This is a genomic window from Pseudonocardia nematodicida, assembly GCF_040105385.1.
GTDB classification, from domain to species: domain Bacteria; phylum Actinomycetota; class Actinomycetes; order Mycobacteriales; family Pseudonocardiaceae; genus Pseudonocardia; species Pseudonocardia nematodicida.
The window spans coordinates 116,696-132,791 of sequence record NZ_JBEDNQ010000011.1 but is presented as its reverse complement, the minus strand read 5'-3'; the positions used below and the strand labels follow the sequence as shown (position 1 = coordinate 132,791).

At 73.6% G+C, this 16,096-nt stretch carries 15 protein-coding genes and 1 pseudogene; 7 read left to right on the top strand and 9 right to left on the bottom strand.

Annotated elements, in window-relative coordinates; translation table 11 throughout:
* Window positions 1–40 precede the first annotated feature (40 nt).
* Both WIS52_RS24400 and WIS52_RS24395 read left to right on the top strand, forming a co-directional pair.
* Window positions 41–1,090 (top strand): MsnO8 family LLM class oxidoreductase, encoded by a 1,050-nt coding sequence (locus WIS52_RS24400; protein ID WP_349300691.1) that lies wholly within the window; start codon window positions 41–43, stop codon window positions 1,088–1,090.
* Window positions 1,091–1,218: 128 nt separating this feature from the next.
* Window positions 1,219–2,520, top strand: a complete 1,302-nt coding sequence (locus WIS52_RS24395) for a tyrosine-type recombinase/integrase (protein WP_349300690.1) — start codon at window positions 1,219–1,221, stop codon at window positions 2,518–2,520.
* A gap of 54 nt (window positions 2,521–2,574) precedes the next feature.
* Here the strand turns inward: WIS52_RS24395 and WIS52_RS24390 are convergent, their stop codons facing one another.
* On the bottom strand, window positions 2,575–4,182 hold the full coding sequence (locus WIS52_RS24390; RefSeq protein WP_349300689.1) for an alanine/glycine:cation symporter family protein: 1,608 nt from the start codon (window positions 4,180–4,182) through the stop codon (window positions 2,575–2,577).
* A gap of 137 nt (window positions 4,183–4,319) precedes the next feature.
* Between WIS52_RS24390 and WIS52_RS24385 the strand changes: the two genes are divergently transcribed.
* Window positions 4,320–4,808, top strand: coding sequence for a class I SAM-dependent methyltransferase (locus WIS52_RS24385; protein ID WP_349300688.1), 489 nt, complete (start codon window positions 4,320–4,322; stop codon window positions 4,806–4,808).
* 121 nt (window positions 4,809–4,929) lie between these two features.
* Here WIS52_RS24385 and WIS52_RS24380 read toward each other — a convergent pair whose 3' ends face one another.
* From WIS52_RS24380 to moxR1, 6 genes and pseudogenes are all read right to left on the bottom strand, one after another.
* Window positions 4,930–5,976 carry a ferrochelatase gene (locus tag WIS52_RS24380; protein ID WP_349300687.1) on the bottom strand — a complete coding sequence of 349 codons (1,047 nt, stop codon included), beginning with the start codon at window positions 5,974–5,976 and terminating at the stop codon, window positions 4,930–4,932.
* A gap of 226 nt (window positions 5,977–6,202) precedes the next feature.
* On the bottom strand, window positions 6,203–6,979 hold the full coding sequence (gene fabI / locus WIS52_RS24375) for an enoyl-ACP reductase FabI (RefSeq protein ID WP_349300686.1): 777 nt from the start codon (window positions 6,977–6,979) through the stop codon (window positions 6,203–6,205).
* Between the two features lie 31 nt (window positions 6,980–7,010).
* Entirely contained in the window at window positions 7,011–7,721 is a 711-nt protein-coding gene (gene fabG, locus WIS52_RS24370) for a 3-oxoacyl-ACP reductase FabG (protein ID WP_349300685.1), read from the bottom strand.
* A 57-nt stretch (window positions 7,722–7,778) separates the two neighbouring features.
* A complete protein-coding gene (locus WIS52_RS24365) occupies window positions 7,779–8,768 on the bottom strand; it encodes a VWA domain-containing protein (RefSeq protein ID WP_349300684.1) in 990 nt (329 codons plus the stop codon).
* Window positions 8,765–9,739 (bottom strand): DUF58 domain-containing protein, encoded by a 975-nt coding sequence (locus tag WIS52_RS24360; protein ID WP_349300854.1) that lies wholly within the window; start codon window positions 9,737–9,739, stop codon window positions 8,765–8,767. The genes WIS52_RS24365 and WIS52_RS24360 overlap by 4 nt, the downstream gene beginning before the upstream one ends.
* A gap of 335 nt (window positions 9,740–10,074) precedes the next feature.
* Window positions 10,075–11,103: pseudogene (gene moxR1 / locus WIS52_RS24355) on the bottom strand (chaperone MoxR1); the annotation flags it as partial.
* Between the two features lie 179 nt (window positions 11,104–11,282).
* Between moxR1 and WIS52_RS24350 the strand changes: the two are divergent.
* From WIS52_RS24350 to WIS52_RS24335, 4 genes are all read left to right on the top strand, one after another.
* Window positions 11,283–11,993: a GntR family transcriptional regulator gene (locus WIS52_RS24350; RefSeq protein WP_349300683.1), complete on the top strand. Its 711-nt coding sequence runs from the start codon at window positions 11,283–11,285 to the stop codon at window positions 11,991–11,993.
* Window positions 11,994–12,099: 106 nt separating this feature from the next.
* Window positions 12,100–13,035, top strand: coding sequence for a sugar phosphate isomerase/epimerase family protein (locus WIS52_RS24345; protein ID WP_349300682.1), 936 nt, complete (start codon window positions 12,100–12,102; stop codon window positions 13,033–13,035).
* Window positions 13,036–13,130: 95 nt separating this feature from the next.
* Window positions 13,131–14,129 carry a 3-hydroxyacyl-CoA dehydrogenase family protein gene (locus WIS52_RS24340; RefSeq protein ID WP_349300681.1) on the top strand — a complete coding sequence of 333 codons (999 nt, stop codon included), beginning with the start codon at window positions 13,131–13,133 and terminating at the stop codon, window positions 14,127–14,129.
* On the top strand, window positions 14,126–14,893 hold the full coding sequence (locus WIS52_RS24335; RefSeq protein WP_349300680.1) for an SDR family NAD(P)-dependent oxidoreductase: 768 nt from the start codon (window positions 14,126–14,128) through the stop codon (window positions 14,891–14,893). Before WIS52_RS24340 ends, WIS52_RS24335 begins: the two co-directional genes overlap by 4 nt.
* A gap of 31 nt (window positions 14,894–14,924) precedes the next feature.
* On the opposite strand, the gene WIS52_RS24330 is transcribed toward WIS52_RS24335, so the two are convergent.
* Together WIS52_RS24330 and WIS52_RS24325 are read right to left on the bottom strand one after the other, a co-directional pair.
* Window positions 14,925–15,164, bottom strand: coding sequence for a hypothetical protein (locus WIS52_RS24330; RefSeq protein ID WP_349300679.1), 240 nt, complete (start codon window positions 15,162–15,164; stop codon window positions 14,925–14,927).
* An 82-nt stretch (window positions 15,165–15,246) separates the two neighbouring features.
* Window positions 15,247–16,002: a sulfite exporter TauE/SafE family protein gene (locus WIS52_RS24325; RefSeq protein ID WP_349300678.1), complete on the bottom strand. Its 756-nt coding sequence runs from the start codon at window positions 16,000–16,002 to the stop codon at window positions 15,247–15,249.
* Between the last annotated feature and the right edge of the window lie 94 nt (window positions 16,003–16,096).

Sequence of the window (16,096 nt, the reverse complement as noted above, 5' to 3'; positions counted from 1 at the left end):
CGCGCTCGACCCCCGGCGCCCGATCACGGTCGCCCCGCCCGTGCGCGAGGAGCCCACGCTGTCCACGATCCCGCTGTCGTGCCTCGACCTGAGCCCGGTGCGACCGGGTGGCCGGGCCGCCGACGTCGTCGCGGACGCGATCACCCTCGCCCAGCACGCGGAGTCGCTGGGCATGCTGCGGTACTGGGCCGGCGAGCACCACCTCAGCCCGGGTCTCGGCTCGACCAGCCCGATGATGCTGCTGTCCCACCTCGCCGCGCACACCCGGCGCATCCGGCTCGGCGTCGCCGCGGCGCTGGTCGCCTACCACCCGCCGCTGCGCCTCGCCGAGGACGCGGTACTGCTGTCGGCGCTGTCCGGCGGACGGGCCGATCTCGGCCTGGGCAGGTCCCCGGCGGCGCGCACGCCGCGCACCGTCGCCGGCGAGCAGGACCGGCCGAACGTCGAGGCCCGGCTGCTCGAACGCGGCCTCGGCACCTTCTCCGGGCGCTGTGACCAGCTGCTACGGCTGCTGGCGGGCAAGGAGACCGGGCTGCGGGGCGCACCCGTCGCGCTGCTCGACACCGCCGCGCCGCAGGTGTGGGTGCACGCCTCGACGGCGTCGGAGAGCGCGGAGTTCGCCGCGCGCAACGGGCTGCCGCTCGGGGTCGCGCACTTCTCCCGTCCGACGACCGTGCTCGAGGCCGTCGACCACTACCGCGAGCGGTTCGTGCCCGGTCCGTACCGGGAGCGGCCGCACGTGGCCGTCGCGGTGTCGGCGCTGGCCGCGGACACCGACGAGCTCGCCGAGGAGGTCGCCGCCGGGTACGACGTGTGGCTGCGCGGCCTGGAGCTCGACCTCGGGCCGTCCTACTACCCGACGGCCGCGGAGCGGGCCCTGCTGCCGCCGATGGACGCCGAGGAGTCGATCCTGCTCGAGGACCGGCTCCGCACCCGGGTCACCGGCACGCCGGACCGGGTCGCCGAGCGGCTGGCCGCGATCGTCGAGGCCGCCGAGGCCGACGAGCTGGTGATCGAGACCGCGGCGCCGTCGCTGGCGGACCGGATGCGGTCCTACGAGCTCGTCGCGCGCGCGTGGGCCAGGATCTGATCGTTCCCGCCGTCCGCCACGATCCGCGCGGCCCCGCCCCGAGCGACGTCGACGGGAGCCACGATCGGCGACCGCTCCGGCCGTGTCGCTACGGACACCGCGGCGGTGTTGAGCCACGATCACTACCGATGACCGAGCCCGCCGCCCCCACCGCGCTCGCCGTCCTGTCGGCGCTCCCCCGGACCCCGCTGCCGGAGGTCACGGAGACCGACTGGCCCGGCGTCGACGACCCGGCCGCGCTGCGCACACTCGTCGCACGCTGGCTCGCCGGGTACGGCACGGCGGCGACCCGGCGGACCTACGCGCTCGCGCTGGGGCTGCCCACGGAGTGGGCCGACGCGGTCACCGGCGCCGTGCCACCGGGTCACCGCGCGGGCGGTGCCGCCGCCGCCCGACCGGAGCCCGGCACGGCCGCCGGGCACTCGGAGCCCGGCTCCGCTGCCGGGCTACCGGAGGCCGGCCTCGCCGCCGGACATCCGGGGACGCGCCCCGCCGACGGGAACCGCCCGCCCCCGGCCCGTCGCGGCCGGCTGCACCACCTCGCGTTCTTCCGCTGGTGCGCCGGCCACGCGCTCGACCCCCGCGCGGCGACGGCCACCCACGTCACCACCTGGCTGCACGCCCTGGACGCGGCAGGCGCGGCGAAGCGGACCCGGGCCCGGATGCTGTCGACCGTCTCGGCGTTCTACGCCTTCCTCGCCGAGGACGGCGTGATCGCCGGCAGCCCGGCCGCACTGCACCGCGGACGGCTCGGCCTCGCCGGGACCTCCCGGGACGCCTCGCCGACGATCCGGCTCACCGCGGCCCAGGTCCGTGCACTGTGGACGGCCGCGGCGGACCTGCCGAACCGCACCCGGCTGCGCGAGCTCTACGCCCACCGGGCGGTCGCGGTCGTCGCGATGCTGAGTCTGGGGCTGCGGATCTCCGAGGTCACCGACCTGGACCGCGACGACCTCGTCGTCAGCGGCGGCGAGCGCGTGTTGCGGGTGCGCGGCAAGGGCGGCACCGTCCGCGAGGTGTTCCCGGGCGAGGCCGGTGTGGAAGCGCTCGCCCGGTACCTGGACGTCCGCGACCGCGAGACCGGCGACCCGCTGCCGGCCCGCCGCGACGGCGCCCGCCGCTCCCCCATGATCGCCACGCGGGACGCGGGCCGGTGCTCCCGGCACGACCTCTACCTGCTGCTGCGCCGGATCGCCCGGCACGCCGGGCCCGAGCTCGCCGACGTCGCCGACCGGATCCACCCGCACGCCCTGCGGCACGCCTACGTGACCCTCGCGCTGGAGGCCGGGGCGCCGATCCAGCACGTGCAGGCCGACGTCGGGCACGCCAGCATCGCCACCACCCGGCACTACGACCGCTCGCTGCGCAGCCGGGCGGGCAGCGCGGCCGACCTGGTCACCGGGCTCCTCGCGGACCCGGAACGGACGTGAGGGCGGCGCGGGACGTGTCCCCGCGCCGCCCTCACAGAACGACGAGCTGCCAGGTCAGAGCATCGACCGCTCGGACTTCTCGACCTCGGTGATCTCGCCGCTGCGCAGCTTCGCCTGGAAGGCCTTGACCTCCCGCTTCACCACCGGTGCGAGCAGGTAGAGCCCGAGGATGTTGAAGACGGCGAGCAGGAACAGCACCGCGTCGGCGAAGTCCAGCACGGCCCCCAGGCTGAGCACCGAGCCGACGATCACGAAGAAGCAGAAGACGCCCTGGTAGATGCGCTCCATGATCGTGCTCTTGCCGAACAGGTAGGTCCAGGCCTTCTGGCCGTAGTAGCCCCATGTGATCATCGTCGAGATCGCGAACAGCGCCACGGCGAGGGTGAGGACGTACGGGAACCAGGGCAGCACGGTCGCGAAGGCGTCGGAGGTGACGGTCACGCCACCGAGCTCGGTGTCCCCGCCGGCCGCGAACGCGTCCGCTCGGGCCTGCTCGTAGAACGCGGTGGAGGCGATCGTGATGGTCAGCGCGGTCATCGTGCAGATGATCACGGTGTCGACGAACGGCTCGAGCAGCGCGACGTAGCCCTCGGTGACCGGGTTCTTCGTCTTCACCGCGGAGTGGGCGATCGGCGCGGAGCCGAGGCCGGCCTCGTTGGAGAACGCGGCCCGCTGGAACCCGACGATCAGCGCGCCGATCGCACCGCCCGCGACACCCTCGGCAGAGAACGCCCCGGCGAAGATCATCCCGACCGCCGTCGGAATCTCGGTGATGTTCACCGCGATGACGGTGAGGCAGGCCAGCACGTAGATCAGGCCCATCGCGGGGACCAGGCGACTGGTGACCCGGCCGACCGACTTGACCCCGCCGAAGAGCACCGCACCGACGACCGCGGCGAGCAGCATGCCGAAGATCAGCGCCGCACCGGCGCCGCCGAGCAGGCCGTCCTCACCGCCGGTGACGCCCTGCAGCTGCTCGAAGGTCTGGTTGGCCTGGAACATGTTGCCGCCGGCGACGCCGAAGAACAGCAGCATGACCGCCGCGCCGACCGCGAGCACCTTGCCGAGCGCGCGACCGAACCCGTTCGGGATCTGCTCGGCCACGCCCTTGCGCAGGTAGTGCATCGGGCCGCCGGAGACGGTGCCGTCCTCGTGGATCTCCCGGTACTTCACGCCGAGCGTGCACTCGACGAACTTGGTGCACATGCCCAGCAGGCCCGCGACGATCATCCAGAACGTCGCGCCCGGGCCACCGATGGTGACCGCGACGCCGACACCGGCGATGTTGCCGAGGCCGACCGTCCCGGAGACCGCGGCGGTCAGTGCCTGGAAGTGGGTGATCTCGCCGGGCTCGTCCTTGCGGGTGTACTTGCCCGTGACGATGCGCAGTGCGAGCGCGAACGCCCGGAACTGCACGAACCCGAAGTAGATCGTGAAGACGACCCCGGCGAGGATCAGCCAGGCCACGATCCACGGGAAGCTCACGCCGAACAGGGTGACCTCGGCGAACACGACCCCGCTCAGCCACTCGGAGACCGGGGTGAAGGTGTTGTTGATCGCGCTCTCGATGGACCCGAGCACGCCGGGTTGCGACGGTGCCGCGAGGACGTCGGCGGGCGATGGCGAGGAGGCGACCGCGCCCGACGGCAGGACGGATGACATGGAGCCGTACCTCACCCCATCAGGGCACGGAACGCAACAATCCCCGCAAACGGTTACGGCGTTGCAACCGAGGACGGGGCTTGACCTCGACTCCACTTGAGGTCGCAGGCTCGTCGACAGCGATGAGGAGGCCACCCATGGACGTCACACCACCACTCAGCCGGTTCGACCGTGGCTACCGCGACGGCGATCCGCCCTGGGTCATCGAGGGGCCCCAACCGGCCGTCGCCCGGCTCGCCGCGGACGGGGCGTTCACCGGGGCCGTGCTCGACGCCGGGTGCGGCGTCGGCGAGCACACGATCCACCTCACCCGGCTCGGGCACGACGTACTCGGCGCGGACGGCTCGCGGGCCGCCGTCGCCCGGGCGCGGGGCGGGGCGACGGCCGCCGGTGTGGACGCCCGGTTCACCGTCGCGGACATGCTCGACCCGGCCGGGCTCGGACCGTTCGACACCGTGCTGGACAGCGCCCTGTTCCACCTGTTCGACGCCGGCGACCAGGCCCGCTACGCCCGCGCGCTGGCCGGACTCGTCCGCCCGGGCGGGTCGGTGCACCTGCTCGCGCCGGCCGTCACCGGCGGACCCGAGTTCGGTCCGGTGATCGACCCCGGACTTCACACCCCTTGAGGCCGGGGCCCGGACCCGTCCCACGAGATGTCGACCGCGCCTGCTCCCGCGCGATGCGGAGCCGGGGCCGTGCTGAAGCCGCAGCCCGGGTGGAACGAGCGACCGCGGGGCGCCCCTCGGCTCAGCCGGTTCGGGCAGGCCGACGCTGGGGGACGCAGCAGTCGACCGCGCAGGGCGCGCCGTTGCGGGTACATCCGGCCGCCGGGACCGTGCCCAGGCGGCGGGCGGGCGCGCCGTCGGTGTGCTCGCGGACCAGCTCGATCACCATGTCCGCGAACCGCGGGTCCGGGCCGGCCGTCCGTGCCCGCGCAAAGCCCATGCCGTGCTCGGCCGCGCGCTCGGCGGCCTCGTTGTCCAGGTCCCAGATGACCTCGACGTGGTCGGACACGAACCCGATCGGCGCGACGACGACCGCCGGGACGCCCTTGGCGTGCAGCTCGTCGATGTGGTCGACCACGTCCGGCTCCAGCCACGGCACCTGCGGCGGCCCGGAACGGGACTGCCAGACGACGTCGTGGTCGTCGATCCCGAGCTCCGCGGCGACCAGCGCGGAGGCCTCGACGACCTGGCGGGAGTACCGGTGCCCACCCTCGGCGGGGGTGCCGGCGGCGGCGTCGGCCGCGTTCGGGATCGAGTGCGCGGTGAACACCAGCCGGGCCGCGTCCCGCTGCTCCTCGGGGAGCTCGGCGATCGCGACCCGGACGGCGTCGGCGTTGGCGCGCACGAAGTCCGGGTGGTCGTGGAAGTGCCGCAGCTTCACCAGCTCCGGCGCGGACTCCCCGACGGCGTCACGGGCCCGCTCGATGTCCTCGTGGTACTGGCGGCAGGCGGAGTAGCCGCCGTAGGCGCTGGTCGCGAACACCAGTGCACGCCGCACCCCGGCCCCGGCCATCTCGCGCACGGTGTCCTCGGCGAGCGGGTGCCAGTTCCGGTTCCCGAAGAACACCGGCAGCTCGGTGCGCGACGCGATCGCCTCGACCAGCTCCCGGTTCCGGGCGTTGATCGGCGAGACACCGCCGAAGTGCTGGTAGTGCTCCTCGACGGCGTCCAGGCGCTCCGGGGGTACGCCGCGGCCGCGGACCACGTTCTCCAGGAACGGGCGGACCTCGTCGGGTCCCTCGGGGCCGCCGAAACTGAGCAGCAGGATCGCGTCGAACTGTTCGGGCACGGTCCCGATTATCGACGCTCACCGGCGGACGCGCCGGTGGGGCCGGGCTCGTCACTCCGCTGGTGCCCGACCGTCGATCCGCCCACCGGACCGCTTCGCACCCGCTGACCCCGCTTCGCACCCGCAGCGACGGGTGCGAAGCGAGGCGGGGTGCGAAGGCCGGCGCGGCCCCCCGCGGTGCCGATCCGGAAGACGGTCGGGCGCTGGTCCGTCCCGGGTCCGGAGATCAGACCCCGACCGCGTGCACCCCGCCATCGGCCATGATCATCGATCCGGTGGTGGTCGGCATCCAGTCCGACAGCGCCGCGCAGACGGTCTTGGCGACCGGCACCGGGTCGTTCATGTCCCAGCCCAGCGGGGCCCGCTCGTTCCACACGTCCTCGAACGCGGCGAAGCCGGGGATCGACTTGGCGGCCATCGTCTTCACCGGCCCGGCGGCGACCAGGTTGACCCGGATCCCGTCCTTGCCGAGATCCCGCGCCAGGTAGCGGGTGACCGACTCCAGCGCCGACTTGGCGACGCCCATCCAGTCGTAGGCCGGCCAGGCCTGCCGGTTGTCGAAGTCCATCCCGACGATCGCGCTGCCCGGCCCCATCAGCGGCTTGCACGCCATCGCCAGGGACTTCAGCGAGTACGCCGACACCTGGATCGTGGTCGCGACGTCCTCCCACTCGGCGTTCAGGAACGCGCCCTCGCCGAGTGCGCCGGCGGGGGCGAACCCGATCGAGTGCAGGACCCCGTCGAGGCGCGGTGAGTCCCCGAGGTGCGGCGTGATCCGCTCGGCCAGCGAGTCGAGCTGTTCCTGGTTCGACACGTCCAGCTCGACGACCGGGGCCGGGTTCGGCAGCCGCTTCGCGATCCGCTCGACCAGCGACATGCGGCCGAACCCGGTGAGCACCACCTCGGCGCCCTGCTCCTGGGCGATCTTGGCGGAGTGGTAGGCCAGCGAGGCGTCGGTGATCACACCGGTGATCAGCAGGCGCTTGCCGTCGAGCAGTCCCATGACGTCCTTTCGGGAGTTCTGTGAACGGGTCTCAGTGACCCATGCCGAGGCCGCCGTCGACCGGGACGACCGCCCCGGTGACGTACGCGGCGCCCGGCGAGGCGAGGAAGGTGACGACCGAGGCGACCTCGTCGGCGTCGGCGTAGCGGCCCAGCGGGACCGTCGCGAGGATCTCGTCGCGGCGCTTCTCGCCGAGCTCGCGGGTCATGTCGGTGTCCACGAAGCCCGGCGCGACGACGTTCGCGGTGATCCCCCGGCTGCCCAGCTCCCGGGCGACCGAGCGGGCCAGCCCCACCAGCCCCGACTTGGACGCGGCGTAGTTGACCTGACCGGCGGACCCGGACAGCCCGACCACCGACGAAATGAAGATCATCCGCCCGGCCTTGGCCTTGAGCATCGCCCGCGACGCCCGCTTGGCGACCCGGTAGGCGGCGGTCAGGTTGGCGTCGATCACCGAGGTGAAGGACTCCTCGGCCATCCGCATCAGCAGGCCGTCGTCGTTCATCCCGGCGTTCGACACGACGATCTCGACCGGGCCGTGCGCGGCCTCGGCCTCGGTGAACGCGGAGTCCACCGACGCGGCGTCGGTGACGTCGCAGTGCACCGGGAGCAGGCCGTCGGGTATGCCGTCCTTCCCGGAGCGGTAGGTCACCGCCACCTTGTCGCCCTGGGCGGCGAAGGCGTTCGCGATCGCCAGGCCGATGCCGCGGTTTCCTCCGGTCACGAGCACGCTGCGTCCCACGGCGCAGAACCTAACCCACTACCGCCCGGTACCGGCGATCACCGGGCGGGACGAAGCTCACGGCAGTCTCCGGCCCATCACGATCCCCACGCCCAGCCCGGCGACCAGCAGCAACACCCCGCCGACCAGCCACGGCCGGCTGGCGTCGACCTCGCGTTCCTCATAGCCCAGCTCCTCGGACAGGTCGGAGTAGACCGCCCGCAGCTCGGACTCGGTGGCGGCGGTGAAGAACCGCCCGCCGGACAGCTCCGCGATCTGTTCCATCGAGGCGTCGTCGACGGCGACCGGGGTGCGGCCGCCGTCGAGCTCGATCGTCCCGTAGCTGGTGCCGAACGAGATCGTCGACACCGGGATCCCCTGGTGGGCCGCCTCGGCGGCCGCGGTGAAGGAGCCGCGCGGCTCGTTCTCGCCGTCCGGGCCGGGGACGGTCTGGGTGCCGTCGGAGAGCAGCACGATCCGCGCCGGCGGCGGGGCGCCCTCGGAGTCCGGGCCGCCCTCCAGCGACCGGGAGAACGTGTCGATCGACTGCAGCGCGGTGAAGATCGCCTCCCCGGTCGCGGTCGACTCGGCGAGCTGCAGACCGTCCACACCGGTCTTGACCGCGGTGCGGTCGGTGGTCGGCGAGACCAGCACCGCCGCCGTCCCGGCGAACGACACCAGCCCCAGGTTGACGCCCGGGGTCAGCTGGTCGGCGAACTGCTTGGCCGCGGCCTGGGCGGCCGCGAGCCGGGTCGGGGCGACGTCGGTCGCCTTCATCGACAGCGACACGTCGATCACCAGCATCACGGTGGCCCGGTTGCGCGGCACCTTGGCCATCGCCTGCGGCCCGGCCAGCGCAACGGTCAGCACCGCCAGCGCGGTGATCAGCGCGATCGCCGGGACGTGCCGCCAGCGGCCGGGCCGGCGCGGCGCGACCGTCTCCAGCAGCTCCAGGTTGGTGAACCGGACGACGTCCCGGCGACGGCGGCGCAGCAGCCACACGTACCCGGCCGCCAGCCCGGCGACGACGAGCAGGCCGAGCAGCCACCACGGCGTCGCGAAGGTCATGCCGGCCCTCCCGCCCGGCCGGCCCGCGCGGGTGACATCCCGCCGCCGGACCAGGCGTGCTTGCGGGCGGTGGCGAACCGGACGATGTCGGCCACCCAGTCCCGGTCGGTGCGCAGGATCAGGTGCGCGGCGCCGCACCGGCGCAGCGCGGCGGCGACCCGGTCCCGGTGCGCGGACGCGGCCGCGGCGAACTCCCGGCGCAGCAGCGGGGTGGTGTCGACCTCCCGCTGACGGCCGGTCTCCGGGTCGGCGAGGACGACGGTGCCGACGTCGGGCAGCTCCAGCTCGCGCGGGTCGAGGACCTCGATCGCGAGCAGGTCGTGCCGCCCGGACAGCGCGCGCAGCGAGCGCTCCCAGACCGGCTCGCCGAGGAAGTCGGAGACGACCGCGACCAGCCCGCGACGGCGCGGCGGTCGCCGCAGCTGGTCCAGCGCAGCGGTGAGGTCTCCCCGCACGCCTTCCGGGGCAGCGGGCATCGTCGCCACCCGCCGGACCAGCGCGCGGGCGTGCACCAGCCCGCCGCGGGCCGGCAGCCGCATCGTCTCCGCCCCGTTCGCGACGACGGCGCCGAGCCGGTTCCCGCCGCCCGCGGTCAGCTGGGCGACCGCGGTCAGCCCGGCCAGCGCGAGGTGCCGCTTGTCGGTGTCGGCGGTGCCGAAGTCGAGGCTGCGGGACAGGTCGATCGCGACCCAGGTCTCGAGCTCGCGGTCGGCCACGGTCTCCCGCACGTGCGGGGCGGTGGTGCGGGCGGTGACCGACCAGTCCATCCGGCGGACGTCGTCGCCGGGCTGGTAGGGGCGGGCATCGCCGGGCTCGCTGCCCGGGCCGGGGAGCAGGCCGGTGTGGTTGCCCTGCAGCAACCCGTCGAGGCGGCGGCGGACGGTGAGCTCCATCGTCCGCAGCGACGCCTCCAGCCGGGTGAGGTCGGCGCTGCCGGCCGATCCGGCGGTCACGTCGCCGCCGCGCGGGATGTCGCGGTCGGCTCCGGCGCTCGGGGCTCCCCCGTGCGCGACGCCGCCGGCCGGTTCTCCGCCGGCCGCGCCACGGTCGTCGGCCGAGCCGTCACTGCCGAGACCGCCGGAGCGACCGCCCGGATTCCGGGTGCCGCCCGTGTTCGCCGGATCAGGCCCGGCCGCGTGGCCCGCCGGGTCCGCCGGACTCACGCCGGGCCACCTGCCGGTCCCGGCGTGGCGCCCGGGCCGCCGGCCCCGTAGCCCGGAGCCGCCGGACCGGCGGCAGCGGAGTCCGGACCGGCACCGGGTCCGGAGGCGCCGGGTCCGACGGCCCCGTGCGTCTGGGCGGCCCCCGGAGCGCCCGGACCGGCGGACGGCCATCCGGGGGTGGTCGGCGCCGTCGCGACCCCCGGCCGCGCGCTGACCTGCGGCAACGGCACCGTCTGCAGCACCCGGGACACGATGTGGTCGACCGGTACCTGGTCGGCGACGGCGTCGTAGGACAGCACCAGCCGGTGCCGCAGCACGTCCGGCGCGACCTCCAGCACATCCTGCGGGAGGACGTAGTCGCGCCCGCGGACCAGGGCCAGCGCGCGGGCCGCGGACACGATGCCCAGCGAGGCGCGCGGCGAGGCGCCGTAGGCGATCCAGGACGCGACGTCGGTCAGGCCGTGCTCGTCGGGCAGCCGGGTCGCGACGACCAGGCGCACGACGTAGTCGACCAGCGCGTGGTGCACGAACACGTCGGCGGCGGTCTTCTGCAGCCGCACCAGCTCGGCCGGGGACAGGATCTGCGCGGCCTCCGGCACCGTCGCACCCATCCGGTAGATGATCTCGCGCTCCTCCTCGACCCCGGGGTACTCGATGAGGAGCTTGAACAGGAAGCGGTCGCGCTGGGCCTCGGGCAGCGGATACACGCCCTCGTTCTCGATCGGGTTCTGGGTGGCCAGCACGAGGAACGGGTCCGGCATCGGGTGGTCGCGGCCGCCGAGCGACAGCTTGCGCTCGGCCATGACCTCCAGCATCGCCGACTGCACCTTCGCCGGTGCACGGTTGATCTCGTCGGCGAGCACGAAGTTCGCGACGACCGGGCCGAGCTCGATGTCGAACTCCTCGCGCCCCTGCCGGTAGATCCGGGTGCCGAGGATGTCGGCGGGCACCAGGTCCGGGGTGAACTGCAGCCGGGAGAAGCTGCCGCCGACCACCCGCGCGAACGTCTCCACGGCCAGGGTCTTCGCGACGCCGGGGACGCCCTCCAGCAGCAGGTGCCCGCGGGCGAGCAGGCCGACCAGCATCCGCTCGACCAGCCGGTCCTGGCCGACGATGACCCGCTTGACCTCGAGCACGGCGCGTTCCAGCCGTTCGGCGTCGCGCGCGGGCACGGCCGGGGTACCGGCGTCCGGGGTGGCCGGGGAGGCTGCGAAGTCGTCGGACGCGTGCTGCGACGGAGTCGTGCTCACCGTGCCATCCCACCGTTTGTTCCGTGTGACTCCGGTGAAAGCCGCCGGAACCGCACCCGGCCGGGGTACGGCAGATACCCCACTTCCTATAGGATTCCCCGGTGAGTCCCACGTCCAGCCTGCGCGGTGGCATCGAGCGCCGCGGTCTGCGCGACCACGTCCACGACCGCATCCTCGAGCTGCTGCTCGGCGGCGGGGTGGAGCCCGGCACCCGGCTGGGCATCGACACGATCGCCCGTGATCTCGACGTCTCCCCCACCCCGGTCCGCGAGGCGCTGGTCCAGCTCGAACGCACCGGCCTGGTGACCCGGGAGGCGCTCAAGGGCTACCGGGTCGCGCCGCGGCTGGGCCCCGACCAGCTGGCGGAGCTGTTCGACGCCCGGCTCATGCTGGAGACCACCGCCGCGGGGATGGCGTCGCCGGCGTCGTCCACACTGCTCGCCGACCTGCGCCGGGCCCAGCACCGGCACGCCGGGGCCGGCGAGGCCGTGGCCGGTGCGCTCGCCGCGGGCCGGGTGGACCCGGCGCTGACCGCGGAGTACTTCGCCGCCGACACCGCGTTCCACGACGTCGTGCTGCAGCACAGCGGCAACCGCTACCTGCGGCAGATGTCCGAGACGCTCGGCGCCCAGCTGCACCGGATGCGGCAGACCGCGCTGCGGGGCGTGCCGGACGTCGAGGAGGCGGTCGCCGAGCACGACGCGATCGTCGCCGCGTTCGCCTCCGGCGACCTGCAGACCCCGGTCGACGCGATGCACCGGCACCTGCAGAACGTCCGGGAGCGCTCGTTGCGGGAGGAGCGCAACGGCTGACCGGGGCCGAGCGGGGCCACCCGGGGCTGCCCGGTCGAGCCGGTTGACCCCACCGCCGAATCCTATAGGATCTTCGAACAATCGCATGAGCACCGAAGGAGCCGCCATGCCCGCTTCCGGGGAGCCGACCGCCGACACCTGGCCGATCGCCGTCTGCATGCACGGGTTCGCGCCGGTGGGCCGCGACGGCGTCGCCCTGCACGACGCCCCCGCCGAGCGCTGGGACGCGATGTTCGCCGAGGTCGCCTCGCTCGGGTTCACCGAGCTCGAGCTCGCCGACTCGCACATCCGGCCCGCGGACCTGGAACCGAGCCGCCGCGACGAGCTGCTCTCGATCGCCCGCGGGCACGAAGTGAAGATCATCTCGGTGCACGTCCAGCGGCAGAGCGTGCTGCAGCCCGGGCGCGAGGACCGCAACCTCGCCTACGCCCACCGCACGATCGATGCGGCCGCCGGGATGGGCATGGACGTCTTCTCCACCGGGCTGCACCACCCGTTCTCCGAGGCGCAGAAGCGGGCGCTGTGGTTCTGGACCGCGCCGGGCTGGAAGGACCCCGACGACGCCGAGACCCGCGCGTTCGCCGTCTCCCGGCTGCGCGAGCTCGGCACGCACGCCCGGGACGCGGGCCTGCCGATGTCGCTGGAGATGTACGAGGACACCTACCTCGGTACCGCCGAATCCGCGGTGCAGCTGATCAAGGAGATCGGCCTGGACAACGTCGGGCTCAACCCCGACATCGGCAACCTGGTCCGGCTGCACCGCCCGATCGAGGACTGGCGCGAGCTGCACGCCGCGACGCTGCCCTACGCCAACTACTGGCACGTCAAGAACTACGCCCGCGACGAGGCCGGAGACGGGTCCTGGTTCACCTCGACCCCGACCTCGCTGGAGCTGGGTCTGATCAACTACCGGCAGGTCGTCCGGGACGCCGTCGAGCTCGGGTTCCGCGGGCCGTTCCTCATGGAGCAGTACGGCGGCGACTCGCTGGGGGTCTGCGCGACCAACCGCGACTACCTGCGGACGCTGCTCCCCCGCGCCTGACGCCGCGGCGGCTGCGCGATCCGCACGGCGACCGCGACGCCCCGGCGACGAGAGCGGGCGCCATCCATGTGACAACGACGTCGAAGGAGACGGCAGTGACCGAAGGAACCGACCCTCTCGCCGGCCGGACGATCGCGGTGATCGGCAGCGGCTACATGGGTGGCGGCATCGCCCAGGTCCTCGCCCTCGCCGGCGCGCGGGTCCGGCTCGCCGACCTCGACGCGGCCACCGCCACCGCCGACCGCGACCGCCTGATCTCCGAGGCACGGCGCTTCGCCGACGACGGGCTGTTCCCCGCGCACGCCGCGGACACGATCGCGGACCGGGTCGAGGCGAGCGCCGGCTACGAGCAGGCCGTGGACGGCGCCGACTTCGTCGAGGAGGCCGTCCCCGAGAAGATCGACATCAAGCACGACGTGCTGCGCCGGGTGTCCGCGGCGACCGCGCCGGACACGGTGATCGGCTCCAACACCTCGACGATCCTGATCGGACGGATCGCCGAGGCCGTCGAGCACCCGGAACGCTTCCTCGGCGTGCACTTCTCCAACCCCGCACCGTTCATCCCGGGCGTCGAGGTGATCGCGCACGCCGGCACCGACCCGGCGATCCTGCCCGGCGTCTGCGAGATCGTGCGGGCCACCGGCAAGCAGCCGGCCCTGATCTCCGACGCCGAGGGCTTCGTCCTCAACCGGCTGCAGTACGCGCTGTTCTCCGAGGCCTCCGCACTGGTCGACGAGGGCATCGCGAGCGCGGAGGACGTCGACACCGTCGTCCGGACCACGTTCGGGTTCCGGCTGCCGTTCTTCGGACCGTTCGCGATCGCCGACATGGCCGGGCTCGACGTCTACAAGTTCTGCTACGAGTCGATGCAGACCCGCTGGCCGGAGCGGTTCGCGACGCCGCGCGCACTGGCCGAGCACGTCGAGAACGGCAGGCTGGGCACCAAGTCCGGCGGCGGGTTCCTCGACGTACCGGCCGAGCGCGTCCCCGAGCTCGTCGCCTACCGGAACACGGCCTACGTGCGGATGCAGCAGCTGCTCGACGAGCTCGGACCGGCACCGATCCGGAACGAGGAGAAGGAGACCGACCAGTGACCGGGTTCCCCACCGACCGCACCGTGGTCCTGACCGGGGCCGGGTCCCCGCGCGGGATCGGCCGCTACACCGCCTTCCACCTCGCCGAGGCCGGGTGGAACGTCGGCCTGCTCGACGTCGACGGCGACGCGGCCGCGGCCACCGCCGCCGAGGTCGCCGAGGCACACGGGGTGCGGGCCGTCGGGGTGGGCGCCGACGTCGCCGACCGCGCCGCCGCCGTCGCCGCGATCGACACCCTCGAGGAACAGCTGCCGCAGCTCGTCGCGCTGGTCGCGTTCGCCGGCGTCTCCTCCCCGGTGCCCTACCTGGAGGTCGACGCCGACGAGTGGCACCGGGTCGTCTCGATCAACCTGGAGGGCACGCACTGGGTCACCCAGCGGGTCGCCCGGTCACTGGTCGGGCACGGCGTCGGGCGGATCGTCGGGGTGTCCTCGGTGTCGGCCCAGCGCGGCGGCGGCACCTACTCGAAGACGCCGTACTCGGCGGCGAAGGCCGGGATCGTCGGGCTGATGCGGTCGGTGGCCCGCGAGCTCGGGCCGCACGGAGTGACCGCGAACGTGATCTCCCCCGGGCCGATCGACACCGACATCATGGGCGGCACGCTCACCGAGGAGCGCAAGGCGGGCATGGCCGCCGACGGCGTGCTGTCCCGGATCGGCACGCCGCGCGACGTCGCCGCCGCCGCGGCCTACCTGATCGGCCCGGACAGCGGATTCGTCACCGGCCAGACCCTGAACGTCGACGGCGGCCTCTACATGCACTGATCCCCGGTGCAGGTCTGTGCCGAGGGCAGGGTCAGGCCGGCGGGTCGCGCTCGACGAACCGCAGGGTCATGGCGAGGTAGTCGCGCAGCGGGACCGTGCGCGGGGCCCGGTGGTGCCGCTGCCAGATGGTGTTCGCGTCGTCCGGGCTCAGCGCACGCGAGTGCGCGACGACGACGCGGGCCTCCGCATCGCCGACGTCCCGGCCGGCCAACGCCGCGAGCACGACGACCAGCTCGGCGGCGCGGTCGTCGTCCCACCCCCGGTCGTCCACCGGTCGTCCCCCCGCTCGGTCCGGGCGCGCCGCCGACCGGCGTGCCCGCACCAGCACAGCACAGGGGACCGACAGTCACCGGTCACATGACCAGCAGGTACACCACGGCCGACACGCCGATCACGATGATCACGCCCCGCAGCACGGTCGGCGGCAGCCGGCGGCCGACCTTCGCCCCCAGGAACCCGCCGACGATCGAGCTCACCGCCAGGATCGCCACGACCGGCCAGCTGACCGGCGCGACGAAGGCGTAGATGATCCCCGCGACCAGGTTGACGATCGCCGACAGCGCGTTCTTGAAGGCGTTGAGCCGCTGCAGCGAGTCCGCCAGCAGCAGCCCCATGATGCCGACCAGCATGATCCCCTGGGCAGCGGTGAAGTATCCGCCGTAGATGCCGACCAGGAAGATCAGCAGGTAGACCACCGGCGACGACGACCGGTCCTTCGGCGTCTCACGCTGCTTCAGCCGCCGGGACAGCAACGGCTGCACCGCGACCAGCACCACCGCGAGCCCCACCAGGACCGGCACGATCGTCTCGAACGCGTCCGGCGGCAGCGACAGCAGCAGCGCCGCCCCGACGATCGCGCCGAGCAGCGACGCGATGCCGTACCGGACCAGCCGGCCGCCCTGGCCCTCCAGCTCCTTGCGGTAGCCGATGGCGCCGGTGATCGTCCCGGTGATCAGGCCGATCGCGTTCGACGTCGTCGCCGTCACCGGCGGATAGCCCAGCGCGACCAGGACCGGGAAGGTGACCAGCGTCCCCGAGCCGACGACGGTGTTGATGAGGCCGGCCCACAGCCCCGCCACCGCGATGATCGCGATCTCCCACCACTCCACGGGCACACCCTACGAACCACCTGTTGCAACGCTAAAGAAAGGTGACGCGTACGACGTACGCCGGACGCGTAAGGCCGCACACACAGTGCGTAGA

Excerpts from the sequence above, each read along its gene's own strand:
- WIS52_RS24395 (WP_349300690.1), top strand. The coding sequence starts at position 1,219 with ATGACCGAGCCCGCCGCCCCCACCGCGCTCGCCGTCCTGTCGGCGCTC.
- WIS52_RS24390 (WP_349300689.1), bottom strand. The coding sequence starts at position 4,182 with ATGTCATCCGTCCTGCCGTCGGGCGCGGTCGCCTCCTCGCCATCGCCC.
- WIS52_RS24385 (WP_349300688.1), top strand. The coding sequence starts at position 4,320 with ATGGACGTCACACCACCACTCAGCCGGTTCGACCGTGGCTACCGCGAC.
- fabI (WP_349300686.1), bottom strand. The coding sequence starts at position 6,979 with ATGGGACTGCTCGACGGCAAGCGCCTGCTGATCACCGGTGTGATCACC.
- WIS52_RS24365 (WP_349300684.1), bottom strand. The coding sequence starts at position 8,768 with ATGACCTTCGCGACGCCGTGGTGGCTGCTCGGCCTGCTCGTCGTCGCC.
- WIS52_RS24345 (WP_349300682.1), top strand. The coding sequence starts at position 12,100 with ATGCCCGCTTCCGGGGAGCCGACCGCCGACACCTGGCCGATCGCCGTC.